Consider the following 21,882-nt stretch of genomic DNA (forward strand, 5'->3'; position numbering starts at 1 on the left):
CCGGGGCCCGTCACACGTCCGGCGTCGCGCCCACCACCCCCGCCGCGATCGCCGCGCCGAGCGCCGCGTGATCGGCCAGGGTCTGGCCGGCGTAGCGCAGGGCGAAGTCGGCGACGGCGCGTTCGAAGGTGTCGGCGCTGCCGAGGTAGCCGGCGATGGCGATGCGGTCGCCGGAGCGGGCGTGGGCGCGGGCCAGCGCGGTCCCGCAGAGCCGGGCGTACAGGACGAGGTCGGAGGCGCGCATCCCGGCCACGTCCGCGGAGCCCTTCATGTCGCGCAGCTGGCGCCAGTAGTAGGCGCGGCCCTGCGGTCCGGTCATCCAGCCGAGGAAGATGTCGCCGGCGGCCTGCGTCAGCCGCTGCCCGGCGACCACGCGGTGCCCGGGGTGGACATGGGGGCCGCTCGGCAGGAACTCCTCCAGGACCGACTTGCGGGCCTCCTTGATCTGGAGGAACAGCGGGTCGTCGGCGTCCCGTCCGGCGAGCAGCACGATGAAGCAGCGCATGCCGACGCTGCCGACGCCGACGACCTTGCGGGCTGCGTCGACGAAGCGGTAGCGGTCCAGGAGCAGCCGGCGTTCCTCGGAGAGGGTGGACCGGTAGTCGCTGAAGATCTTGCGGACGGCGGCCGTGTCGGACACGCCGGCCGGTTCGATGAGGGGCGGGTCCTGGATGATGCGGCGCCGCCCGTCGACGACCTCGGTCAGTCTGCCGAGCGCGTGCAGGCTGGTGCGGCGGCGGGCCCGGGTGAGGCTGGCCTCGGCGCGGGTGCGGCGGCGGGAGGAGCGCAGCAGGGGCAGCAGGCTGTCGGCGTCGATGCGCTGGTACCAGACGTCGAGTTCGCCGAGCCGGGACAGCCGCCGGATGGTGGTCCGGTAGGCGGCGGCCGACTCCAGGGCGGCGCGGCGGGCCTTGTCGTCGCTGTGTCCGTTCTCGCGCGCGGCGACGGCGGTACTGGCGGCGAGCCGTTTGACGTCCCACTCGAAGGGGCCGGGGAAGGTCTCGTCGAAGTCGTTGAGGTCGAACAGCAGGGCGCGTTCCGGGGAGGCGAACACGCCGAAGTTCAGCAGATGGGCGTCGCCGCACAGCTGGACGGTGAGTCCGCTGTGCGGCCGGCTCGCGAGGTCGCCGGCCATCACGGCGGCCCCGCCGCGCAGGAAGGCGAACGGCGAGGCGGCCATCCGCCCGTACCGCACGGGCAGCAGTTCCGGCAGCCGGTCGCGGCCCTGCCGTTCCAGTACGCCGACGGGGTCCGGCCGGTCCACCGGCGCGAGCCACTCGGCGTGCGCGGAGCGGGGCACGCGCTTGCGCGCCGCCCTGCCCTGTTCCGTGCGTTCGGCGGGCGTGGCCATGCCGTCCTCCCCTGTCGCGCACCGTCCTGATCAGCAGTGAAAGCCGCCGGGCGGGGCGTCCGCGAGCGGGCCGGGGCGAACGGGTGAGCGGGGCGGGGCGCACGACGGCCGCGTTGTCAGTGGTGTCCGTCAGGATGGGGGGCGAGGACGGGACCGGGTGGCCAGTGCGGTGACGGGGAGGCGGGATGGGCCGGGCGCGGCGGTATGTCGACGGGGCCGAGCGGCGGGCGCGGCTGGGTGCGCGGCACCGGCTGGCGGGCGCGGCGCGGGCGGCGGGCCCGGAGGAGGTGACCGGGTCGCTGGTGGCGCTGCACGGCACGGACCCGGCGACGGTGTTCCTCTCGGTGGGCGCGCGGCTCGCGGAGCCCGCCGGGACGGTGTCGTCGACCGAGCGGGCGCTGTACGAGGAGCGGTCCCTGGTCCGGATGCACGGCATGCGGCGCACGGTGTTCGTGTTCCCGGCGGAGCTGACGGCGGTCGTGCACGCCTCGACGGGGCTGACGGTCGCGGCGCGCGAGCGGGCCAGGCTGGTGAAGGACATGGCAACGGCCGGGGCACCGGACGCGGACTGGCTGGCGGACGTCGAGCGGGCGACGCTGGCGGCGCTGGAGCGGCGGGGCCAGGCGACGGCGGCCGAGCTGTCCGGGGACGAGCCGAGACTGCGCGAGCAGTTCGTGTACGCGGCCGGGAAGAGCTACGAGGGCGTCCACACGGTGTCGTCGCGGCTGCTGACGGTGCTGGGCACGGAGGGCAAGGTGGTGCGCGGCCGCCCGCTGGGCTCCTGGACGTCCGGACAGTTCCGCTGGGCTCCCGCTCCCCCGCATCCCGGGCTGGACGAGGCGGCCGCGCAGGCCGCTCTGCTGGAGCGCTGGCTGAGGTGCTGCGGGCCGGCCACGGAGGCGGACCTGAAGTGGTGGACGGGCTGGAAGGTCACCGACGTACGGCGGGCGCTGGCCGCGGCCGGGGCCGAGGAGGTGACGGTGGACGAGGGCACGGGCTTCGTGGCCCCGGGCGACGGCGGGCCGCCGGCCGCTCCGTCCGGACCGTGGGCGGCGCTGCTGCCGGCCCTGGACCCGACGGCGATGGCCTGGCAGCAGCGCGACTGGTACCTGGCCCCGGAGCTGCGCCCGGCCCTGTTCGACCGCAGCGGCAACGTCGGCCCGACGGTGTGGTGGAACGGCCGGGTGGTGGGCGGCTGGGCGCAGCGGGCGGACGGCGAGATCGTCTGGCGGCTCCTCGGCTCCGGGGACGTGGGCCGGGAGGCCGGGGCGGCGATCGCGGTGGAGGCGGAGCGGCTGGCGGGCTGGGTCGGCGCGACCCGGCTCACCCCGCGTTTCCGGACGCCGCTGGAGCGGGAGTTGACGGGGTGAGGGGACGTCCGCGGTGCGGAGTGGGGAGCGACGTCCCGCGTAACGGGGTCGAGGCGCGCCTCGGGTGGCGGCCCGGGGTGAGGGGGCGTCCGCGGTCCGGGTGGGGGGCCGGCGTCCCGGGTGACGGGTCGAGGGGCCCTCGGGTGGCGGCCGGGGTGAAGGGGAACGCCGGGTGCCTGGCGGGCACCCGGCGTGGACGTCACCGGCTGTAGCGCAGGAACGCGCGGACCATGTGGCAGGTCGTGTCCGACGGCGGGTGGACGCCGATCTGCTCGGCGGTGCTGCGTATGGTCTCGTTGCGGGCCTGGTCGGGGACGTAGACGCCCGAGTCGAGCAGGGCGATGGCGAGACGCATCGCCTTCAGGCGGCGGTTGTGCGTGATGTACCACTCGCGCGGCCGGCCCGGCGGCAGCGTCCGCTTCTCCACGGGCGCGTAGGGCAGGTCGAGCAGGACGGGTCGCTTCGCGGTGGACTGGGTCGGCAGCGGCTTCTGCTTGAGTGCGGCAGCGGGCACGGGCATCCTCCTGTCGCGGTCAGGGTGTCCTCCGAAGCCATCCGGCGACCTCGGCGACATCCTCGAACACTGCTTCTATTCTACTGCCCCCCACTGACAAAAGCCCCTGGCCACGAGGGCTTTCGAGGACCCCCCAGGTACCGTGAGCCCATGGAGATCTGGATCAACCCCGCCTGTTCCAAGTGCCGCAGCGCCATCGGCCTGCTCGACGCCGAGGGGGCCGAGTACACGGTCCGGCGCTATCTGGAGGACGTGCCCAGCGAGGCCGAGATCCGGGAGGTGCTGGAGCGGCTCGGGCTGGAGCCGTGGGACATCACCCGTACCCAGGAGGCCGTCGCCAAGGAGCTGGGGCTCAAGGAGTGGGCTCGCGACGAGGCCTCCCGCGAGCGGTGGATCGCGGCGCTGGCCGCGCACCCCAAGCTGATCCAGCGGCCGATCATCACCGCGGAGGACGGCACGGCGGTCGTCGGCCGCACGGACGAGGCCGTGCGGGACGCGCTGTCCCGAAAGTGACGGCCTCGTAGGGGTGTTGGGCATTTGTCGCTCGGGGTGAGCCGAGGCCGTGTGGGCTGTTACCCTCCGCGGCCATGACTTCCGGTGATCATGGAACACCCGACGGATACGACGCCCGGCCCGGACAGCCCATACCCGCACAGCCCTGGCCCGGACAGCCCCAGCCGCACTACGGACAGCCGGGAACCCCGCAGGGCCCGCCGGAGACACCGCAGGGCCGGCCGGACGCGGCACCGTACGGCCACCAGCCCCCGCACGGTCACCAGACCGGACCCGTGTACGGCCACCGCCCCGACCCCGCCCACGACGACCAGCCCGCCACCCCGTACGGCCACCAGCCCCCGTCTCCCTACGGCCACCAACCCACCGCCCCGTACGGGCATCAGCCCGCGCCCCTCCACGGTCACCCAGGGGCACCCTACGGCGGGCCGGACCCGCAGGCCGCCTGGGCCGCCGAGCGGGAGCGGTCGCGCCGCCGGCGCGGACGGCGGGTGGCGGTCGCGGTGACGGGCGGCGTACTGACGGCGGCCGTGGCCGCGGGCGCCGTACTGCTCACCGGCGACGACGAGGACCCGGCGGCGGCGCCCGCCACCACCCGGAGCACCACCTCCGAGCCCTCCGGCTCCCCCGCGGTCCCCCGCGTCGACATCGGCGAGCCCTCCAACGCCCCGAGCGCGCTGCCCTCGCTCCTGGCCCGCCCGGTCATCGGCGCGGAGCAGGCGTTCCCGAAGGAGACGGTGACGCTGGAGGACGGCTCGGTCTACGAGCGCGTCGACATGGCCACCACCACCGACTGCGCGCGCGGGATGTCGGCGGAGCTGGCAGAGCTGATTGAGCAGGGCGAGCCGTGCGCGCGGATGACGGCGGCGCTGTTCACCGACGCGGACCGGCGCTCGCAGGTGACCGTGTCCGTGCTGAGCTTCGATCGCCCCGGGGACGCCTCCCGGGTGTTCGCGATGGCGTCCATGGACCCGGTGACCTACCAGGTCGTCTCGCTGGACCCGGCGCCCGGGGCGGGGCTGCCGACCGTGCCGCCGGGGTCGCCCGGACTGTTCGAGCGGCTGATGACCGTGCGGTCGGTGGTGTTCGCCAACGGGCAGTGGGGCGACGGCGCCGAGACGGGAGAGGCGGAGCTGACCCGCCAGACACAGGGCCTGCTGCAGTACGTCAACGACGACGTGCTGGCGTACGAGGAGAACCGGCCGAAGGAGTGAACGATGCTCAACTTGCGTGTGACGCAGGTTACTTGAAACCACTGGCGTAACTGCTGAGTAACTCCGTTCGGGATCTCGTACATAGCGGCGTACTCTCCCCGACTCTTAGGAGGCGCGCATGTCGCGCAGGAGGACCCTCAGTGCGAAGAAGAAGGTGGCGCTGCTCGTGAGCGCCGCCACGGTGGCGGGCGGTGGTGCCTTCGTCATGGCGAGCACCTCCAACGCCGCGCAGTCGGCGAAGGACTCGACCGTCTGCCAGGGACTCGCCACCGCGCTCGGCAACAACGAGCGGTTCATCGCGGACCAGAAGGCCAAGCCCGACGCCCAGTCGGCGGCGCGGATCGCCAACCGCGAGGCCGTCATCGCCCAGATCAAGGTGCAGCAGCAGGCGTCCGATTGCGTCGTTGGGGAGTCGGCTCAGGGCTCCCAGGCGGCGGGCAACGGCCAGCAGGGCCAGGGCCAGCAAGGCAACGGTCAGCAGGCCGGCGGCGGCCAGCAGGCGGGCGGCGGTCAGCAGGCCGGTGGCGGCCAGCAAGCGGGCGGCGGTCAGCAAGCGGGCGGCGGTCAGCAGGCGGGCGGCGGTCAGCAGGCGGGTGGCGGTCAGGCCGCCCAGCCGCCGGCCGCGTCCGGCCAGCAGGTCTGCAACGGCTCCACGGTCACGCTCTCCGGTGAGGGCGGCGCCCCTGCCGCGTCCAGCAACCAGTTCCCGGCCGGCACGAAGCTCAAGGTCACCAACCTCGACAACAACAAGTCCACGACCGTCGAGGTCACCTCGGTCTCCGGCAGCTGTGTCCTGCTGAACAACGCCGCCTTCGAACAGGTCCGCGAGCCCGGCAAGTTCCTGATCCGCCGGGCAGTGATCGAGAAGGTGGGGTGAGGCTCAGCCGGACAGGAAATCGCTGAGGCGGCGGACCGTGTCGTCGGGCGCCGACTGCGGCAGCGCGTGATGGGAGACGTCCGGCAGGACGACGGCCTCCACGCGCGGCAGCAGCGCACGCGCCCTGTCCGCCACCGCATACGTGTCATGTGTCCTGCTGTTCGCGGCCACGAGCAGCAGGACCGGCACGTCGAGACCGCGCAGCGCCCCGGGCGCCGGGCGCGGTCCGGCCACCGGTCTCGTGGAAGGGAAGCCGGCGGCCGCCTCCTGGAGACGGAGCCAGTCGGGGTCCGTGAGGGAACCCCCCGTCTCCCACTCCAGGAACGCCCGGACGCGGCGCGGCGAGGGCCGCAGCAGCATCGGCAGGGCACGCAGCAGGTAGGCCGCCTTGAACCCGGCGAAACACCTGGTCGGGTCCAGGAGGAACAGGCGGCGCACCCGCCGCGGTGCGCGCAGCGCGTAGTGCAGGGCGATCCAGGCACCGTAGGAGTGTCCGCCCAGGGCAGCCGCGTCGACGCCCAGCCCGTCGAGCAGTGAGTCCAGCCACGCCGTGAGGTCGGCGACCGTTCGGAGGGGACGGTCGCCGGCCCGGTCGCTGAGACCGGGCGCACCGACCAGGTCCACGGCGTACACCCGGTGGGTCCGGGCCAGTTCGTGCGCCTGGGCGTACCAGGAGGCCGAGGTCGCGCCCCCGCCGCCGGGCAGCAGCACGAGCGCGGGCCCCTCGTGCGGGCCGCAGATGTTCACGAAGGCCGTGCCGTACGGCGTGGGGACCTCGGCCGTCTCCCGTCCGGCCGGCCACTTCGCCATGACCTTGTCGTACGCGGTGCGGAAGCCGTCCGGGTCGAACGTTCCGTGCGTGCCCATCGCCGCATCACCTCTATTATCTCGTTGAGCGAGATTGTCGTGAAGCGAGATGATAGTCGGAAGGGACGCGGGATGCAGGAGCAGGGGCCGGAGCTGGAGATCGTCCATCTGCTGCGCGCGACGACGGTCGAACTCGGCCTGCACAGCGCGCGGTTCGCGAACCGCAACGGCATGCACCCCACCGACGTACGCGCCCTGATCGCCCTGATGGACGCCTCGCGCTCGGACGAGGAGCTGACCGCCGGGCGGCTCGGCGCGGCGCTGGGGCTGAACTCGGCGGGCACCACGGCCCTGGTCGACCGGCTCGAGCGGGCCGGGCTCGTCCGCCGGGTGCGCGGGACCCGGGACCGCCGCCAGGTCGTCGTCCAGGTCGAGGAACGCGCCGTGGAACTGGGCTGGTCCTTCTTCGGGCCGCTCATCGGCCGGGCGGTGGAGCTGCTGCGGGAGTGCGACGAGGGGGAGCGGGCGGCCATCCGCCGGTTCCTGAGCGGCGTACGGGACGCGGCGGCGGAGCAGGAACAGGGACCGGTAACGACACGGGAGTAGCGGCCGGGCGCGCGGCGGGACCGGGGACGGGGCCCGGGCGAGCGCATCGGGCGCATTCCCCTCGCATACGAACCCTCACCGGCCACGCCTCTGCGAGTGCGAACGGCCCGTCCCCCCGGGGCCCCTCACCCGGCGGGGACTCACGACGTGAGATGGGGCACACCAACGCCAGGTAACACGGGGTTCACATTCGAGCAATGACCGGGAAATCGCCCGTTGACAGGCTGCGGGGCATCGACGGCGGCGCTCCGGTGCCGCAGCGCCGCAGAACCCGCAAGCGTGTGAAGACCCACCCCCGAAGGAAGTGGCCCCGTGACCTTCAAGGCTGAGTACATCTGGATCGACGGCACCCAGCCGACCGCCAAGCTCCGCTCCAAGACCAAGATCATCGCGGGTGCGCCCGCCGGTCTGGACGCGCTGCCGATCTGGGGCTTCGACGGGTCCTCCACGAACCAGGCCGAGGGCCACGCCTCGGACCGCGTCCTCAAGCCGGTCTTCACCTGCCCGGACCCGATCCGCGGCGGCGACGACATCCTCGTCCTGTGCGAGGTCCTGAACATCGACATGACGCCGCACGAGTCCAACACCCGTGCCGCGCTCGCCGAGGTCTCCGAGCGGTTCGCCGCCCAGGAGTCGATCTTCGGCATCGAGCAGGAGTACACCTTCTTCGACGGCGCCCGTCCGCTCGGCTTCCCCGAGGGCGGCTTCCCGGCCCCGCAGGGCGGCTACTACTGCGGTGTCGGCGCCGACGAGATCTTCGGCCGCGACATCGTCGAGAAGCACCTGGACAACTGCCTCAAGGCGGGCCTGGGCATCTCCGGCATCAACGCCGAGGTCATGCCCGGCCAGTGGGAGTTCCAGGTCGGCCCGCTGGCCCCGCTGGAGGTCTCCGACCAGCTGTGGGTGGCCCGCTGGCTGCTCTACCGCACGGCCGAGGACTTCGGCATCTCCGCCACCCTCGACCCCAAGCCGGTCAAGGGCGACTGGAACGGCGCCGGCGCGCACACCAACTTCTCCACCAAGGCGATGCGCGAGGGCTACGACGCCATCATCACCGCCGCCGAGTCGCTGGGCGAGGGCTCCAAGCCGCTCGACCACGTCAAGAACTACGGCGCCGGCATCGACGACCGTCTGACCGGTCTGCACGAGACCGCCCCGTGGGACAAGTACTCCTACGGCGTCTCCGACCGCGGTGCCTCCGTCCGCATCCCGTGGCAGGTCGAGAAGGACGGCAAGGGCTACATCGAGGACCGCCGCCCGAACGCCAACGTGGACCCGTACGTCGTGACGCGTCTGATCGTCGACACCTGCTGCTCCGCCCTGGAGAAGGCCGGCCAGGTCTGATCCGCCGCGAGGCTTCCCGACGGGGGGCGTCCACCGATGAGGTGGACGCCCCCCGTCCGTTTTCCCGCCCGGCATGTCGGGGTGTCGCCATGAACGGCGAGGGCGGTCCGGCCGTCAATGCCTCGACGGAGCACGGAGACACCCACCTGCGGCCCGCCGAGGACCGGCTGCGGCAACCGGTGCGGCGGATCGGCGGGCGGGGCGACCGCCGGATCGTGCTGCAGCGGGTCCCCGGCCTGCCCGACGTGTTCGCCCGGGTGTGGCGCGAGAAGCGCGGGGACTACCGTCTGGAGCACCGCGCGGGCCCGGACGGGGAACGCCCTCCACGGCACGCGTCTCAAGGGCATCACCGCCCGGGAGGACCTCGCCTGCCGCCGGGGCCGCGGCAGGACGGAGACCGGCGCCGAACGCGAGGGCGCGCGGGTTCGTCTTCTTCCACCGGCAGGTCACCGAGTACGCGGCCGAGGGCCGTGGACTGACCCTGCACTACGGCGGGTTCGACGGCTCGGCCGCCACGACGACCGCGGTCGGCAGGGAGGTCGTGGCCGCGCTGACCACGGCCGGACTGTCCACGGACTGGGACGGCGACCCGGGCAAGGCCATCTCCGTGGAACCCCTCGACTGGCTCAAACACCTGGTGGGACAAGGGAAAAGGAGGCCGGGGGCCGCCCGGCGAAGTGTCCGGACCGTGAGAGAGGGGTCCGCGGCGGCGGGGGTGTCTGCTTCAATGGGCACATGGCCAGCTTCCAGAAGATCATCGCGACGGGTCGCCATGACCTCGAGCCCTTCTGGCCCTCCCGTCAGCACCACGACTTCGACCGGGTGTGTTGCCGCGCGGTGAACGCGCGGGCCCTCTAAAGCCGCACACCCCGGCCTTCGGCCCAGCGCGCAACGACGTACGTCTCCCGGCGAGCCCGACCACGATCTGGCGGCCGCCGGACTTCCCGACGACCTCTCGCGCGAAAGAGCTGACCTCTCATGGCGACCTCTCCCTCCCTCACCACTGTTCCCGTCACGCCCCAGAACCCCGCCCGGCACCGGCTGCGCGCCGTCGGCCCGGACGAGGTCCCGGCCCTCGCCGACCTGCTGCCGCCCGGCGCCACCTGGCTGCCCGCGCCCCAGCACACCGTGCCCGCCCTGCCCGGCCGCCCGCCGATGGTCGGCTATCTGGTCCTCGTCCCGGCCGACCAGCACCCGCCGCTGCCGCCGGAGCCGGCCGCCCCGGGCCTCACCGTCGACGACGACCTGTCCGCGGTCCGTATCGACACCGTCCAGCGCACCGCGGAGGTGGACGGCCGCCGACTCGACCTGACCTACCTGGAGTTCGAGCTGCTGGCCCATCTGGTGGCCCACCCGCACCGGGTGCACACCCGCGACCAGCTCGTCACCACGGTGTGGGGCTACGGGCATGTCGGCGACGGCCGCACGGTCGACGTCCACATCGCCCGGCTGCGCCGCAAGCTGGGCGAGGAGCACCGCCGGGCGATCCAGACCGTCCGCCGGGTGGGCTACAAGTACACGCCCCCGCAGGCGCGTTGAGCCGGGGCGTCGGGCCGGGCGCACCGGGGTGCCGCTCTGCCCGTGGCTAAGTCGCTTTCCCGGGCGGCCCCCGGCCGGGCAGAGTCACCCGCATGAGACTTCTGGTGCTGGGTGGTTCGCACTTCGTCGGGCGCTGTGTGGTGGAGGAGGCGCTGGGGCGGGGCTGGGAGGTGACCGTGTTCAACCGGGGACGGCAGGCGCCCGTCCCCGGTGTGCGCGCGCTCGTCGGGGACCGGAGCGCGCCCGGCGGGCTGGACGCGCTCGCCGAGGGCGAGTGGGACGCCGTCGTGGACACCTGGTCGGGCGCGCCGCGCGCGGTGCTGGGCACCGCCCGGCTGCTGCGCGGCCGGGTGGGCCGGTACGCGTACGTGTCGAGCTGCTCGGTGTACGCGTGGGCCCCGCCCGCCGGGTACGCCGAGGACGCGCCGCTGGTCGGGGGCGCGGCGGCGGACGCCGGGCAGAGCGACTACGCGCGGGACAAGCGCGGCGGTGAGCTGGCCGTCGTGGAGGCCTTCGGCGAGGACGACTCGCTGCTGGTGCGGGCGGGGCTGATCCTCGGCCCGTACGAGAACATCGGCCGGCTGCCGTGGTGGCTGACCCGGATCGCCCGGGGCGGGCCGGTGCTGGCACCGGGCCCCCGGGAGCTGCCGGTCCAGTTCGTGGACGCCCGTGACCTCGCCGCGTGGACGCTGGGCGCGGTGGAGCGGGGGGCCGGCGGGCCGTTCAACCTGGTGAGCCCGGCCGGGCACGCGACGATGGGCGCGCTGCTCGAGGCGTGTGCCGAGGTCACCGGGAGCACGGCCGAACTGCGCTGGACCGACCCGGACGTCGTCCTCGGCGCGGGCATAGAGCCGTGGACCCAGCTGCCGGTGTGGGTACCGCCGGGCAGCGATCTGCACGACGCCCTGCACTCCGTGGACGTCTCGCGCGCGGTCGGGACGGGCCTCGCGTGCCGCCCGGTCACCGAGACGGTCGCCGACACCTGGACCTGGCTGCGCGGCATCGGCGGTGTCGTGCCCCGGCGCCCGGACCGGCCCGTGGTCGGCCTGGACCCGGCGGTGGAGGCGAAGGTGCTGCAGACGCACGGGAGTTGACCCGTCCCCGGCGGCGCGGCGAGGCGTCCGGGCGCCGGGCCGGGTCGTGCGGCAGGCGCGCCGCTGGGGCGCTCCTGACGGATCTCCGTGGGAGAAGGAGCGGCGTCCGGTGCGGGCGATCGGCGTGCGGTGCGGAGGGTCATGTGGCGGAGCCGCCACCTGTCCCTTCGCGCCGCGCGGCTGGGGGCACCTCCCACGCCCTTGAGGCGGTGGGGGAGTGCGTGCCGGACGTCGCGACGCCGCGGAGAGCCGTCAGAAGGGCCCCAGGCCCCGGGGGTGTACCTGGCACCACCCCCGGGCCGGTCCCCCACCCCCGTGATCTCCACCCCCGCCGTCGGCGAGACTGGAGCCCGGTCGCAGAGAGGGCGGGGGACATGAACCGGACGAGGGCGCGGGACGCGCTGGTGGCGGCGGCGCGCGGGCTGGGGCTGGCGGTGGCGGCATGGAGCGCGTCGATCGCGTTCAGCGTGCTGACCGTGCTGTCGGTCGCCTTCGTCCCGCTGGGCATCGGCGTGCTGACCACTCCCTGGGTGGTGACCGGGCTGCGGGTGTACGCCGGCAAGCGCCGGGAACTGGCCGCGCGCTGGTCCGGTGTGGAGATACCGGCCCGCTACGCCCCCTTGCCCACGCCCGGCCGCGGTGGTGTCGCGGGCCGGGCCGAGCTCACCGGGCTGCTGCTGCGGGATCCGGCGACCTTCCGGGATCTGCGCTGGCTGTGGGTGGACACCCTGGCCGGCGGGGGCGTGGCGGTCCTGGCGCCGGCGCTGCTGGCGGAGGGGGTGACGGGCCTGCTGCTGGCGGCGGGGCTGTGGCGGCCGGTCGTGGCGGCGGAGGGCACCTACTGGTACGCGTTCGTCCCCGTCTCCGGTCAGGGCACGGCCCTGCTCGCGGCCCTGCTCGGCTGTGTGTGGCTGGCCGTCGCCCTGCGCTGGAACCCGGCGCTGGTCCGGGCGCACTTCCGGCTCGCCCGGGCCGTGCTCGCGCCCGCCGGGACCGCCGAACTCACCCGCCGCGTCGAGCGGTTGACGGAGACCCGGCGCGACGCGGTCGACGCCTCCGCCGCCGAGCTGCGCCGCATCGAGCGCGATCTGCACGACGGGGCCCAGGCCCGGCTGGTCGCGATGGGCATGGACCTCGGCACCATCGAGATGCTGCTCGACAAGGACCCCGATCAGGCCAGGCAGCTGATCGCGCGCGCCCGGCAGTCCTCCGTGGACGCCCTCGCCGAACTGCGCGACCTGGTGCGCGGCATCCATCCGCCGGTGCTGGCCGAACGCGGGCTGGGCGACGCCGTCCGGGCGTTGGCGCTGCGGCTGCCGGTGGCCACCGAGGTCAGCGTGGAGCTGGCCGGGCGCGCCCAGGCGCCGGTGGAGTCGGCGGCGTACTTCGCGGTCGGCGAGCTGCTCACCAATGCCGTCAAGCACTCCGGCGCCGACCGGGTCTGGGTGGACCTGCACCACTCCGGGGGGCGGCTGTGCGCGAGCGTCACCGACAACGGCCGGGGCGGTGCGGTGGCCGCGGCCGGATCGGGGCTCGCGGGGGTGGAGCGGCGGCTGGGTACATTCGACGGCGTCCTGGCCGTCAGCTCCCCCGCGGGCGGCCCCACCATGGTCACCATGGAGATTCCGTGCGAGTTGTCCTAGCCGAGGACCTGTTCCTGCTGCGCGACGGCCTGGTCCGGCTGCTGGAGGCCTTCGGCTTCGAGATCGCGGCCGCGGTGGAGTCCGGCCCCGAGCTGGACCGCGCGCTGGCCGAGGAGAAGCCCGACGTGGCGGTGGTGGACGTGAGGCTGCCGCCCACGCACACCGACGAGGGGCTCCAGTGCGCGCTGCGGGCCCGCCGGGCGCGGCCGGGACTGCCCGTGCTGGTGCTCTCGCAGCACGTGGAGCAGCTGTACGCGCGCGAGCTGCTCGCCGACGGCACCGGCGGGGTCGGCTATCTGCTGAAGGACCGGGTGTTCGACGCGGAGTCGTTCGTGGACGCGGTACGCCGGGTCGCGGCGGGCGGTACGGCGATGGACCCGCAGGTGATCCAGCAGCTGCTGGCGCGCGGGTCCGGGGAGGACCGGCCGCTGGCCCGGCTGACGCCCCGGGAGCGCGAGGTGCTGGAGCTGATGGCGCAGGGGCGGTCCAACGCGGCGATCGCCGGGAAGCTGGTGGTGACCGAGCGGGCGATCGCCAAGCACACCGCGAACATCTTCACCAGGCTGGGCCTGGAGATCTCCGACGACGACAACCGGCGGGTGCTGGCGGTGCTGGCCTTCCTGGACCGGGACCGCTGAGGACGTGTCCGGTGAATGCCCCCATGTCCGGCCGTGGGACGGCCCCGGGGCCACCGTTCGTCACCGTGGGCTGCCGGTCGTCAACACCGTGTCCGCACAAGGTCGTTGGAACGTAGGGGTCCTGCGGCAATTTCCGGGACGGTTGAACACCCGTGGGACCCCGCCCGTATGGAGGGGAGCCGCTTCACTCCTGTCGGGCGCCTCGATGCTGCCCCGCAAGGAAGTCAGAGGAGTTCCATGGGACGCAACACACGAAAACGCCGTACGCCGCTGGCCACCAAGGCCATAGCCGCATCGGCGGCCCTAGCGCTCGGTGGGGGCGGGCTGATCTGGGCGAACTTCTACGCTTCGGCGCACGAGTCGAACGACAGCTGGTCGGACCGGACGAAGGCGGCCGCGGTGCAGGTCGCCACGATCGACTGCCCGGACGTCGGCCAGCAGCTCACCGATGTGCCGAACCAGGCCCGCGGAGAGGTCGACGGTGAACTGGCCACTCTGGACCAGCAGATCACCGAGTCCTACCAGCGGCTGGCGAGCACCCGGGACGCCCAGGCCCGGGACGCCAACTTCGTCCAGAACACCATTCTCCAGCCGTTGAAGGACCGCCGGAAGGCGATCATCGACCGTATCCAGCTGGAGATCACCCGGGTCGGGGGCAGCGCCCCCGAGAGCCTGGACGGTCTGGCAGGCTGTGCCGCCGCCCCCTCGGAGCAGCCCCAGACCAACGAGGGCGAGGCCGGTGGCGGTCAGCCCCAGGACGGCGGCCAGCCGTCCGACGGCGGCCAGCCCACGGACGGCGGTGCCGACAACGGCGGGGACGCCGGCCAGGACGCCGGCCAGGACGGCGGCCAGGACGGCGGTCAGCAGCAGGGCAACGGCGGTCAGGCGGGCAACGGCCCCGTCGCCGCCGACTTCGTCGACATCACGACCGTCCAGCCGAACGTGCAGTCGCCGCGCCGCGGCCGCAACGCCTCCACGGGTACGTTCACCAGCAGTTGCGGGACGAACGGCAACAAGAAGTTCAACACCGACAACGTGATCGTCGCCCCCGGTGTCACCAACGGCGCCCACCACCTGCACGACTACGTGGGCAACCAGGCCAACGACGCCTTCGCGAACAACGACACGTTCGCGGCCGCGAGCACCACCTGCGCCAACCAGGGCGACAAGTCGTCGTACTACTGGCCGGTGCTGCGTGTGCAGGACGGCACGCAGGACTTCGACCAGAACAACGACGGCGGTGGCAAGGAGGGCAACGTCGGCCGGATCCTCCAGGCCAAGCAGGCCCAGATCAAGTTCGTCGGCAGCCCGAAGTCCAAGGTCGTGGCGATGCCGAAGTTCCTGCGGATCATCACGGGCGACGCCAAGACCACCACCAACGGCCTGGCCAACGCCAACGCGTCCTGGAGCTGCACCGGGTTCGAGAACCGGCAGCTGAAGGAGCAGTACCCGCTGTGCCCCCAGGGCAGTGACGTGGTGCGCACCTTCAAGTTCCAGAGCTGCTGGGACGGCCAGAACGTCGACAGCGCCAACCACCGCACCCACGTGGCGTTCGCCGACGCGAGCGGCCGCTGCCAGAACGGCTTCCAGGCCATCCCGCAGCTGGTCATGCGGCTCGTCTACGACGTGGACGCGCCGGTGATCGAGAACGGGCAGGTGAAGAACGCCATCGCGGTCGACGGCTTCCCGGAGCAGCTGCACAAGCCGAGCACCGACCACGACGACTTCATCAACGTCTTCGACGAGAACCTGATGAACAAGATGGTCAAGTGCATCAACTCCGGGTCGCGCTGCCGGTGACACACCGGCGGTGACGCGCCGAGTCTCCCCACGGGAGAGCGGGCGGTGGGATTCCCCCCAGGAGATCCCACCGCCCGCTCGCGTGTGCTCAGTGACCGCCGCCCGAGTGGCCGGCCCCGTGGGACTCCCCCGAGGAGGCGCCGTGGGACTTGCCCTCCTCGATGGTGCCGCCGAGCGAGCCGCGCAGGGCGGTGACGACCTCGGTCTCGCCGACCGCGACCCACTTGCGGCCGACCAGGTAGTGACCGCCGTAGTCCTTGGCCTCGTTGATCCACTCGCGCTGGCCGCGGTCGGTGGCGAAGGTCGCGAGGATGTACTTGCCGTCGTCCGTCTCGCAGATGGCCTGGCGGATCTCGTCGGCGTCGGTCTGCACGTCGGGGCGGCAGTCCGCCTCGGCGGCCAGGTGCTCCAGACTGCCGGAGGCGGTCGGTGGGACGGACTCGCCGCCGTCCTCGGAACCGCAGCTGGCCAGGGCCAGCAGGGTGGCGCCGAGCAGCGCGGTCGTGACGGTTCGGGACAGCCTCATCTGGTCCTCCGGGCGGGCGTGGGCAGGTGCCTCATGTCGATACGGCTGTGGTGACCGGCCCGCTCAAATCTCCTGCCCCGGCGGGCACACGCGTGCGAGGGTAGGCCGATGGACAAGGACTGGGAAGACCGTGTGACCGCCGCCTGGGCGACCTTCGACGACTACCCCGAGGAGGAGGCCGCCGCGTTCCGGGCGGTGATCGACGCCCTGGTCGCCGAACTGCCCGAGGGCAGCGCGGACGGTCCCTTCGAGCAGGCCTGCGCCTGGGACTCCACGGGCCACTCCGACCGGGCGGTCCCGCTGTACCGGGAGGCGCTGGCGCGCGGGCTCGCCGGGTACAAGGGGCGGCGGGCGAGGATCCAGCTGTCCAGCTCACTGCGCAACGTCGGACGGCCGGAGGAGGGCGTAAAGCTGCTCACCCCCGAACTGGACGGTCCCCCGGACGAGTTGGACGACGCCGTACGGGCGACGCTGGCGCTGTGTCTGTCCGCTCTGGGCCGTGACCGGGAGGGCCTCTCGCTCGTGCTGGGCGCGCTGGCCCCTCATCTGCCGCGCTACCAGCGGTCGATGGCCGCCTACGCGCGGGCGCTGGTGGAGTCCCCGGCCTGACCGGCCCGTGCGGCGGGTGACCGACGCACGATTCGCTCGTTCTGCTGAACGTGCAGTCACAGGATGTCGCCCCGCGCCCCGCACCCCCCTCCCCCGCAGACCCGGTGGTCGACGTCGAGCAGGCCGAGGCCGCGCTCGTCGAGCACTATCCGCGGCTGGTCCGGCTGGCCTATCTGGTGCTGCCGCCCGGCCTCGGCCGCGGCCGCAGGGCCCTGACCGCGCACGCCCTCGCCCAGCGCGCGCTGCCGCGCGGCCGCACCGCCGCGCCCGCGATCCCCGCCCAGGCCCAGACCGGCGGCGGCGCCCGCGCCGGCGACCCGGGCTACGCCTTCGTCCGGCTCCGGGTGCTGCGCACGGCCCTGGAGGCGAGCCTGCCGCTGACCTTCCGGGCCCGGCCCCGGCGCGCCCAGCTGCCCGCGCTGCTGCCGCGGGTGTGGGGCCTGAGGCTGCTCCCGCGCTCGGGCGGGGCCGACGAACTCGCCCTGGAACAGCGGCTGTCGGCGCTGTCGGCCCCGGCCCGCGCCGCGTACGTGCTGCGCGGTCTGGAGCGGCTGGCCGACCCGGACGTGCTGCGGGTGCTGGAGGCCGCGGGGGTGGAGTACCCCGAGGACGCCCTGGAGGAGGCCGACGAGGAGCCCGCCCGGTACGCGCTGCTGGAGTCCCCCGGCTTCGACGCGTGCTCGCTCCAGGCGCGGCCGACCGGTCTGATGCGGCGCCGCCAGCATCTCAAGGCCGCGCTCGCCGCGACCGCCGCCGTGCTGGTGTGCGGGGCGCTGCTGGGGCTGCCCGGCGACGGCTGGGGCCGGGACGGTGCCGCCGCCCCGCCGTACGCGCGCAACCCCTCGGCCGAGGCCGCGCTGGACCCGGGCAAGCTGCTGAAGGTGGCGCCCGCGGCGTGGCAGAGCTCCGCGCGCACCGACTTCTCGGTGTGGCCGGCCCGCGGCGAGCTCACCGGGGACCGGGCCCTGCTGCGCCGGGCGCTCGCGGTGTGGGCGCGCCCCGGCGAGCGGGTGCATGTCTCGGTGACCCCCGGCACGCCCTCGGGCGGCCCGCCCGGACCGGCCCAGCTGCTGTACGCGGGCGACGTCGGCAACGCGCGGGTCGTGATCCTCTACGACGGTCAGCGCATCGCCCGGTACGCCGAGCCGAGGGACGGCACGGCGGGGGCGGCGATCGACTTCGCGCGGGTCGACGGCGCGGGTGAGGCGGAGGCGGGCGCGGTGGTGCTGGACCGGGCCGACGGCAATGTGCGCTATCTGACGGCGCCCTGGGTGACGAAGGCAGCCGAGCGGGACCTGATGAAGCCGGGGGCGGGGGCCGTGGAGCTCACCGTCACCGACGGGGTCACCTCGCCGCTGGCCAGCCCGGCCACCAGGGCCGGTGCCTGTACGTCCTGGAACGTGCTGGAGCTGTCCGGCGGTGCGGGCGGCCGGCTGGCCACCGACCTCGGCGAACTGGTGCCGGCCCGGCTGACCGCGGGGCGGCCGGGGTCGGCCCGTGACGCGACCGGCGCCGGGGCGCTGCGTACCTGGGCGCCGTACGCCTGCTCCCTGGTGGACATGCGGGGGCAGGGCGTGCGCACGGTCAACGCGTGGAGCTACGCGTCGCAGTCGCTGCCTGACTCGGGGGGCACGGCCGACTGGGTGTGCACCCGGGCGGAGACCTGGCGGGGCGGCGGGCAGCGGGTGCTGGCGCAGTTCCGCACGCCGGGCGGGGCGGTCGGGGCGGTGGTGGCGAAGGCGGAGAACGTTTCGGCGTGCGGAGCGAAGGCACCGCCGGTGGTGGCCGGGGTGTTGTGGAAGTCGGCGGCGGGGGTCTGGTATCTGCTCGCGGCGGGGAGTGAGGGTGTGGCTTCGGTCGAGGCGAGTGGGGGTGTGACCGCGTCGGAGGAGGGGGCGTTGCTGGCCGTGGAGGCGGAGCAGGGGGTTCAGGCCCGGCTGAAGGGTGTCCTTCGGGACGGGAGGGTGATCAGCGGGCTGGGGTAGGGCGGCGGGGTCCCGTCTGCCGGGTCGCTGTTGTCTGCCGGGTGCGGGCCGGTTCTCGGCCGGTCGCGCCCACGCGGCGGAGCCGCACATCGAACACAGCCCCGCGCCCCTTGAAGGCGTTGCCCTTCGTCGGTCGCGAACGACGGCTCGCACCCTGAAGGCCTGGGCGACAACGTCCTGAAGGGGCGCGGGGAACTGCGCGACCGGCCCAAGGCCACCCGCACCCGACGAACGACAGCACCACCCGCCCCGGGCCCCTGGAGGCCGCGTCGGCAAAGTCGGCGCACAAGGGGTTCCCGTGACCCTTACCCGTCAGTACATTGACAGCATGTCTAACAAGCAGGGCCGTCTTCCCCGGCCGGTCGAGGTCGAGCGGGTCGCGCTCAAGGCGCGGAAGGTGTCCTTCGCCTGGGAGGACACCCCGCTGCACTGGGTGCCCGGCGATCCCTTCACCACGCACACCATCAACGTGCTGCATCTGCTGCTGCCGGCGGGCGAGCGGTGGTTCGTGCATGTGTACAAGCAGGTGCTCCCGTACATCCGGGACGAGCAGCTGCGGCAGGACGTCATCGGGTTCATCGGCCAGGAGGCCATGCACTCCCAGGCCCATGACGAGGTGCTGCCGCACCTCAGGGAGCAGGGGCTCGACCCGACGCCGTACACCGCGCAGGTGGACTGGATGTTCGAGAAGCTGCTGGGCGACCGGACGCTGCCGCCGGGGCGGGCGCGGCGCTGGTGGCTGATGGAGCGGGTCGCGCTGATCGCGGCGATCGAGCACTACACGGCGTTCCTCGGCGACTGGGTGCTCAACGCCGAGGAGCTGGACCGGCGCGGGGCCGACCCCACGATGCTGGACCTGCTGCGCTGGCACGGCGCGGAGGAGGTCGAGCACCGGTCCGTCGCCTTCGACCTGTTCATGCACGTCGACGGCGGCTACCGGCGCCGTGCGCGCACCTGGGCGACGGCGTTCGCGACGCTGGTGTTCCTGTGGCAGCGCGGGGCGCGGTTCTTCATGGAGAACGACCCCACCGTCCTGGACGGCAAGGCCTCCTTCAAGGACTTCTATCTGCGCGGCAGGCAGGGCACGCTGCCCGCGACCGGGGACCTGCTCCGGTCGATCCCGACCTATCTCAGCCGCTCGTACCACCCCTCCCGGGAGGGGTCCACCGCCCAGGCGGTGGCGTATCTGGAGAGCTCTCCGGCCGCGCTGGCCGCCGAGAAGGGGGCCGCGTGATGCCCAGGCCGCTGACCGTCGTCGCCGTCGCCGGGGCCGCCCTGCTCGTCCGGCGGGCCATGCGCCGCCGGATCCGGGCCTCCCCGCTGTGGCCGATGCCCGCGCTGGAGGAGCCGGTCTCGGGCCGCCCGCGCTCACGGGCGCTGCGGCTGCTGGTGACCGCGCACGAGGAGATCGCCGACGGGGTGGTCCGGCTGCGGCTGGAGGGCCACGGCCTGCCGCGCTGGGAGCCCGGCGCGCATCTGGACCTCGTACTGCCGTCGGGGCTGGTGCGGCAGTACTCGCTGTGCGGCGACCCCGAGGACACCTCCTCCTACACGGTCGCCACCCGGCTGGTGCCGGACGGGCGGGGCGGCTCGCGCGAGGTGCACGAGCAGGTGCGCGAGGGAATGGAGCTGGAGGTGCGCGGGCCGCGCAACCGGTTCCCGCTGGTCGAGGCCGGGTCGTACGTGTTCGTCGCGGGCGGCATCGGGATCACCCCGGTGCTGTCGATGCTGCGGGCGCTGCCGGAGGGCGCCGGGTGGCGGCTGTTGTACTGCGGGCGGAGCCGGGCGTCGATGCCGTTCCTGGAGGACGTGCTCGAGCTCGGCGGCGACCGGGTCACCGTGGTGGCCGAGGACGAGGCCGGACTGCCCGGCCTGGACGGGTTCCTCGGGGACCTGCCCGTGGGCACCGCGGTGTACTGCTGCGGGCCCGAGGGGCTGATGGCGGCCGTGGAGGAGCGGGTGCCGGACGTACGCCTCGAGCGGTTCTCGCCCCGGGCCTCCCTCGGCGGCGACCGGGAGTTCGAGGTCGAACTGGCGCGCAGCGGGCGGACGTTGACCGTGGGCTCCGGCACCACCGTGCTGGCGGCGGTGCGGGCGGAGCTGCCGGACACCCTCTACTCCTGCGAGCAGGGGTTCTGCGGGACCTGCCAGCAGCGGGTGCTGGAGGGCGAGGTGGACCACCGGGACGAGCTGCTCACGGACGGCGAGCGGGGCGACTCGATGCTGATCTGTGTGTCCCGGGCCCGCGGTGACCGTCTCGTGCTCGACATGTGAGGAAACCGGGGAACATCGTGGTCGGTCCGGTCCGTTCGGGGCCGGATCCGATCGGTAAGGTGTTCGCATGTCTACCGGGGTACGCCGCAGGATGGGAGTCGAGGAGCGCCGGCAGCAGTTGATCGGGGTCGCTCTCGAACTGTTCAGCCGCCGCTCCCCCGACGAGGTGTCCATCGACGAGATAGCCGCGGCCGCCGGCATCTCGCGCCCGCTGGTCTACCACTACTTCCCGGGCAAACTCAGCCTGTACGAGGCCGCGTTGAAGCGTGCCTCCGAGGATCTGGCGAGCCGGTTCAGCGAGCCGCACGACGGCCCGCTCGGGGCCCGGCTGCTGCGGGTGATGCACCGGTTCTTCGCGTTCGTGGACGAGCACGGCCCCGGCTTCTCCGCGCTGATGCGCGGCGGTCCGGCGGTGGGCTCCTCCACCACCAACGCCCTCGTCGACTCCGTGCGCCAGGCCGCCTACGAGCAGATCCTGTCGCACCTCGGCGTCAGCGATCCGCCGGCCCGGCTGGAGCTGGTCGTGCGCTCCTGGATCTCGCTCGCCGAGTCCACCGCGCTGATCTGGCTGGACGGGCGACGCATCCCGCGCGAGGAACTGGAGTCCCAGCTCGTGCAGAACCTCGGCGCGCTGCTCGCGGTGAGCGCCGGGCACGACGAGGAGATGGCCGTCCTGCTGCGGCCCCTGCTCAAGCAGGAGCCGGGCGACGGCCCGTTCGCGGACCTGGTCACCCGGCTCGTCGCCCTCGCGTCCTGAGCCTCACACGGCGGGCGCGGCCCTAGCGGTCGAACTTCCGGTAGGAGGCGTCCAGCTCGCGCACCTCGGCGGAGGCGTGCAGGGTGACGCCGTCCTCCGGCTCGATGTACCGGCGCAGCAGTTCCAGCACGGCCTCCGTCAGCCGTGCCTTCGTCTCCTCGGAGCGGCCGGCCAGGAGCCCGACGGTGACATGCACCAGGGCGTGCCCGGCGTCCTCGGGGTCGTCGTAGCCGTAGGCCGAGAGGCAGTCGTACCTGATCAGGGTCTTGCACGACTCGGGCTTGGCCGCGGCGATCTGGACGACGGCCTCGTGCAGGGCCCGGGTGAAGCCGTCGACGTCGAAGGCGTCCTCCACCGGGTTCGAGTAGTCGACGGTGATCTGCGGCATGGGGTGCTCCTTGTTCGCCGGGGGCTCCGGTGG

Annotated in this window: 22 protein-coding genes and 1 pseudogene; 18 read left to right on the plus strand and 5 right to left on the minus strand. The window is 73.6% G+C overall.

The window, feature by feature from the left end:
* Positions 1-10 precede the first annotated feature (10 nt).
* Positions 11-1,351, minus strand: a complete 1,341-nt coding sequence (locus tag ACFYR0_RS18380) for a DUF2252 domain-containing protein (RefSeq protein WP_389328571.1) — start codon at positions 1,349-1,351, stop codon at positions 11-13.
* Between the two features lie 185 nt (positions 1,352-1,536).
* Here ACFYR0_RS18380 and ACFYR0_RS18385 point away from each other — a divergent pair, with 185 nt between their 5' ends.
* On the plus strand, positions 1,537-2,721 hold the full coding sequence (locus ACFYR0_RS18385; RefSeq protein WP_389328574.1) for a winged helix DNA-binding domain-containing protein: 1,185 nt from the start codon (positions 1,537-1,539) through the stop codon (positions 2,719-2,721).
* A 199-nt stretch (positions 2,722-2,920) separates the two neighbouring features.
* On the opposite strand, the gene ACFYR0_RS18390 is transcribed toward ACFYR0_RS18385, so the two are convergent.
* Positions 2,921-3,235, minus strand: coding sequence for a hypothetical protein (locus ACFYR0_RS18390; protein WP_389328577.1), 315 nt, complete (start codon positions 3,233-3,235; stop codon positions 2,921-2,923).
* Positions 3,236-3,385: 150 nt separating this feature from the next.
* Between ACFYR0_RS18390 and ACFYR0_RS18395 the strand changes: the two genes are divergently transcribed.
* From ACFYR0_RS18395 to ACFYR0_RS18405, 3 genes are all read left to right on the plus strand, one after another.
* Positions 3,386-3,748, plus strand: coding sequence for an arsenate reductase family protein (locus ACFYR0_RS18395; RefSeq protein ID WP_389328580.1), 363 nt, complete (start codon positions 3,386-3,388; stop codon positions 3,746-3,748).
* A 74-nt stretch (positions 3,749-3,822) separates the two neighbouring features.
* Positions 3,823-4,962 carry a hypothetical protein gene (locus ACFYR0_RS18400; protein ID WP_389328583.1) on the plus strand — a complete coding sequence of 380 codons (1,140 nt, stop codon included), beginning with the start codon at positions 3,823-3,825 and terminating at the stop codon, positions 4,960-4,962.
* 118 nt (positions 4,963-5,080) lie between these two features.
* Positions 5,081-5,839 (plus strand): hypothetical protein, encoded by a 759-nt coding sequence (locus ACFYR0_RS18405; RefSeq protein WP_389328585.1) that lies wholly within the window; start codon positions 5,081-5,083, stop codon positions 5,837-5,839.
* Between the two features lie 3 nt (positions 5,840-5,842).
* Here the strand turns inward: ACFYR0_RS18405 and ACFYR0_RS18410 are convergent, their stop codons facing one another.
* A complete protein-coding gene (locus ACFYR0_RS18410; RefSeq protein ID WP_389328588.1) occupies positions 5,843-6,706 on the minus strand; it encodes an alpha/beta fold hydrolase in 864 nt (287 codons plus the stop codon).
* Between the two features lie 72 nt (positions 6,707-6,778).
* Here ACFYR0_RS18410 and ACFYR0_RS18415 point away from each other — a divergent pair, with 72 nt between their 5' ends.
* The 9 genes and pseudogenes from ACFYR0_RS18415 to ACFYR0_RS18455 all read left to right on the plus strand — a co-directional run bounded on the left by ACFYR0_RS18415 (position 6,779) and on the right by ACFYR0_RS18455 (position 15,310).
* On the plus strand, positions 6,779-7,252 hold the full coding sequence (locus ACFYR0_RS18415; protein ID WP_389328591.1) for a MarR family winged helix-turn-helix transcriptional regulator: 474 nt from the start codon (positions 6,779-6,781) through the stop codon (positions 7,250-7,252).
* A gap of 312 nt (positions 7,253-7,564) precedes the next feature.
* Positions 7,565-8,596, plus strand: coding sequence for a glutamine synthetase (gene glnII / locus ACFYR0_RS18420; protein WP_389328594.1), 1,032 nt, complete (start codon positions 7,565-7,567; stop codon positions 8,594-8,596).
* Positions 8,597-8,669: 73 nt separating this feature from the next.
* Positions 8,670-9,167: pseudogene (locus tag ACFYR0_RS18425) on the plus strand (DUF6891 domain-containing protein); the annotation flags it as partial.
* A 164-nt stretch (positions 9,168-9,331) separates the two neighbouring features.
* Complete coding sequence (locus ACFYR0_RS18430) at positions 9,332-9,454, plus strand: hypothetical protein (protein ID WP_386384925.1); 123 nt, start codon at positions 9,332-9,334, stop codon at positions 9,452-9,454.
* 120 nt (positions 9,455-9,574) lie between these two features.
* Complete coding sequence (locus ACFYR0_RS18435; RefSeq protein ID WP_389328597.1) at positions 9,575-10,135, plus strand: winged helix-turn-helix domain-containing protein; 561 nt, start codon at positions 9,575-9,577, stop codon at positions 10,133-10,135.
* Positions 10,136-10,227: 92 nt separating this feature from the next.
* Positions 10,228-11,229, plus strand: coding sequence for an NAD-dependent epimerase/dehydratase family protein (locus ACFYR0_RS18440; RefSeq protein ID WP_389328600.1), 1,002 nt, complete (start codon positions 10,228-10,230; stop codon positions 11,227-11,229).
* 374 nt (positions 11,230-11,603) lie between these two features.
* Positions 11,604-12,872 (plus strand): sensor histidine kinase, encoded by a 1,269-nt coding sequence (locus ACFYR0_RS18445; protein ID WP_389328603.1) that lies wholly within the window; start codon positions 11,604-11,606, stop codon positions 12,870-12,872.
* Positions 12,857-13,510, plus strand: a complete 654-nt coding sequence (locus ACFYR0_RS18450) for a LuxR C-terminal-related transcriptional regulator (RefSeq protein ID WP_389328606.1) — start codon at positions 12,857-12,859, stop codon at positions 13,508-13,510. Before ACFYR0_RS18445 ends, ACFYR0_RS18450 begins: the two co-directional genes overlap by 16 nt.
* A 237-nt stretch (positions 13,511-13,747) precedes the next feature.
* Positions 13,748-15,310, plus strand: coding sequence for a DUF1996 domain-containing protein (locus ACFYR0_RS18455; RefSeq protein WP_389328609.1), 1,563 nt, complete (start codon positions 13,748-13,750; stop codon positions 15,308-15,310).
* An 88-nt stretch (positions 15,311-15,398) separates the two neighbouring features.
* Here the strand turns inward: ACFYR0_RS18455 and ACFYR0_RS18460 are convergent, their stop codons facing one another.
* Entirely contained in the window at positions 15,399-15,836 is a 438-nt protein-coding gene (locus ACFYR0_RS18460; protein ID WP_389328612.1) for a hypothetical protein, read from the minus strand.
* 108 nt (positions 15,837-15,944) lie between these two features.
* Here ACFYR0_RS18460 and ACFYR0_RS18465 point away from each other — a divergent pair, with 108 nt between their 5' ends.
* The 5 genes from ACFYR0_RS18465 (at position 15,945) to ACFYR0_RS18485 (ending at position 21,461) form a co-directional block, all read left to right on the plus strand.
* Positions 15,945-16,445, plus strand: coding sequence for a tetratricopeptide repeat protein (locus ACFYR0_RS18465; protein WP_389328615.1), 501 nt, complete (start codon positions 15,945-15,947; stop codon positions 16,443-16,445).
* A 50-nt stretch (positions 16,446-16,495) separates the two neighbouring features.
* Positions 16,496-18,430, plus strand: coding sequence for a hypothetical protein (locus ACFYR0_RS18470; RefSeq protein ID WP_389328618.1), 1,935 nt, complete (start codon positions 16,496-16,498; stop codon positions 18,428-18,430).
* A 328-nt stretch (positions 18,431-18,758) separates the two neighbouring features.
* Positions 18,759-19,664 (plus strand): metal-dependent hydrolase, encoded by a 906-nt coding sequence (locus ACFYR0_RS18475; protein WP_389328621.1) that lies wholly within the window; start codon positions 18,759-18,761, stop codon positions 19,662-19,664.
* Positions 19,664-20,704 (plus strand): PDR/VanB family oxidoreductase, encoded by a 1,041-nt coding sequence (locus tag ACFYR0_RS18480; protein WP_389328624.1) that lies wholly within the window; start codon positions 19,664-19,666, stop codon positions 20,702-20,704. The genes ACFYR0_RS18475 and ACFYR0_RS18480 overlap by 1 nt, the downstream gene beginning before the upstream one ends.
* 67 nt (positions 20,705-20,771) lie before the next feature.
* Positions 20,772-21,461 (plus strand): TetR/AcrR family transcriptional regulator, encoded by a 690-nt coding sequence (locus tag ACFYR0_RS18485; protein WP_389328627.1) that lies wholly within the window; start codon positions 20,772-20,774, stop codon positions 21,459-21,461.
* Between the two features lie 22 nt (positions 21,462-21,483).
* Here ACFYR0_RS18485 and ACFYR0_RS18490 read toward each other — a convergent pair whose 3' ends face one another.
* Positions 21,484-21,849 carry a 5-carboxymethyl-2-hydroxymuconate Delta-isomerase gene (locus ACFYR0_RS18490; RefSeq protein ID WP_389328630.1) on the minus strand — a complete coding sequence of 122 codons (366 nt, stop codon included), beginning with the start codon at positions 21,847-21,849 and terminating at the stop codon, positions 21,484-21,486.
* Positions 21,850-21,882: the final 33 nt, after the last annotated feature.

The sequence above is a fragment of the Streptomyces sp. NPDC005017 genome (assembly GCF_042873115.1).
In the GTDB taxonomy this organism is placed as follows: Bacteria; Actinomycetota; Actinomycetes; order Streptomycetales; family Streptomycetaceae; genus Streptomyces.

Coding starts and splice junctions, on each gene's coding strand:
- ACFYR0_RS18380 (WP_389328571.1), bottom strand. CDS start 1,351: ATGGCCACGCCCGCCGAACGCACGGAACAGGGCAGGGCGGCGCGCAAG.
- ACFYR0_RS18385 (WP_389328574.1), top strand. CDS start 1,537: ATGGGCCGGGCGCGGCGGTATGTCGACGGGGCCGAGCGGCGGGCGCGG.
- ACFYR0_RS18395 (WP_389328580.1), top strand. CDS start 3,386: ATGGAGATCTGGATCAACCCCGCCTGTTCCAAGTGCCGCAGCGCCATC.
- ACFYR0_RS18400 (WP_389328583.1), top strand. CDS start 3,823: ATGACTTCCGGTGATCATGGAACACCCGACGGATACGACGCCCGGCCC.
- ACFYR0_RS18405 (WP_389328585.1), top strand. CDS start 5,081: ATGTCGCGCAGGAGGACCCTCAGTGCGAAGAAGAAGGTGGCGCTGCTC.
- ACFYR0_RS18410 (WP_389328588.1), bottom strand. CDS start 6,706: ATGGGCACGCACGGAACGTTCGACCCGGACGGCTTCCGCACCGCGTAC.
- ACFYR0_RS18415 (WP_389328591.1), top strand. CDS start 6,779: ATGCAGGAGCAGGGGCCGGAGCTGGAGATCGTCCATCTGCTGCGCGCG.
- ACFYR0_RS18430 (WP_386384925.1), top strand. CDS start 9,332: ATGGCCAGCTTCCAGAAGATCATCGCGACGGGTCGCCATGACCTCGAG.
- ACFYR0_RS18435 (WP_389328597.1), top strand. CDS start 9,575: ATGGCGACCTCTCCCTCCCTCACCACTGTTCCCGTCACGCCCCAGAAC.
- ACFYR0_RS18440 (WP_389328600.1), top strand. CDS start 10,228: ATGAGACTTCTGGTGCTGGGTGGTTCGCACTTCGTCGGGCGCTGTGTG.
- ACFYR0_RS18445 (WP_389328603.1), top strand. CDS start 11,604: ATGAACCGGACGAGGGCGCGGGACGCGCTGGTGGCGGCGGCGCGCGGG.
- ACFYR0_RS18455 (WP_389328609.1), top strand. CDS start 13,748: ATGGGACGCAACACACGAAAACGCCGTACGCCGCTGGCCACCAAGGCC.
- ACFYR0_RS18460 (WP_389328612.1), bottom strand. CDS start 15,836: ATGAGGCTGTCCCGAACCGTCACGACCGCGCTGCTCGGCGCCACCCTG.
- ACFYR0_RS18465 (WP_389328615.1), top strand. CDS start 15,945: ATGGACAAGGACTGGGAAGACCGTGTGACCGCCGCCTGGGCGACCTTC.
- ACFYR0_RS18475 (WP_389328621.1), top strand. CDS start 18,759: ATGTCTAACAAGCAGGGCCGTCTTCCCCGGCCGGTCGAGGTCGAGCGG.
- ACFYR0_RS18480 (WP_389328624.1), top strand. CDS start 19,664: ATGCCCAGGCCGCTGACCGTCGTCGCCGTCGCCGGGGCCGCCCTGCTC.
- ACFYR0_RS18485 (WP_389328627.1), top strand. CDS start 20,772: ATGTCTACCGGGGTACGCCGCAGGATGGGAGTCGAGGAGCGCCGGCAG.
- ACFYR0_RS18490 (WP_389328630.1), bottom strand. CDS start 21,849: ATGCCGCAGATCACCGTCGACTACTCGAACCCGGTGGAGGACGCCTTC.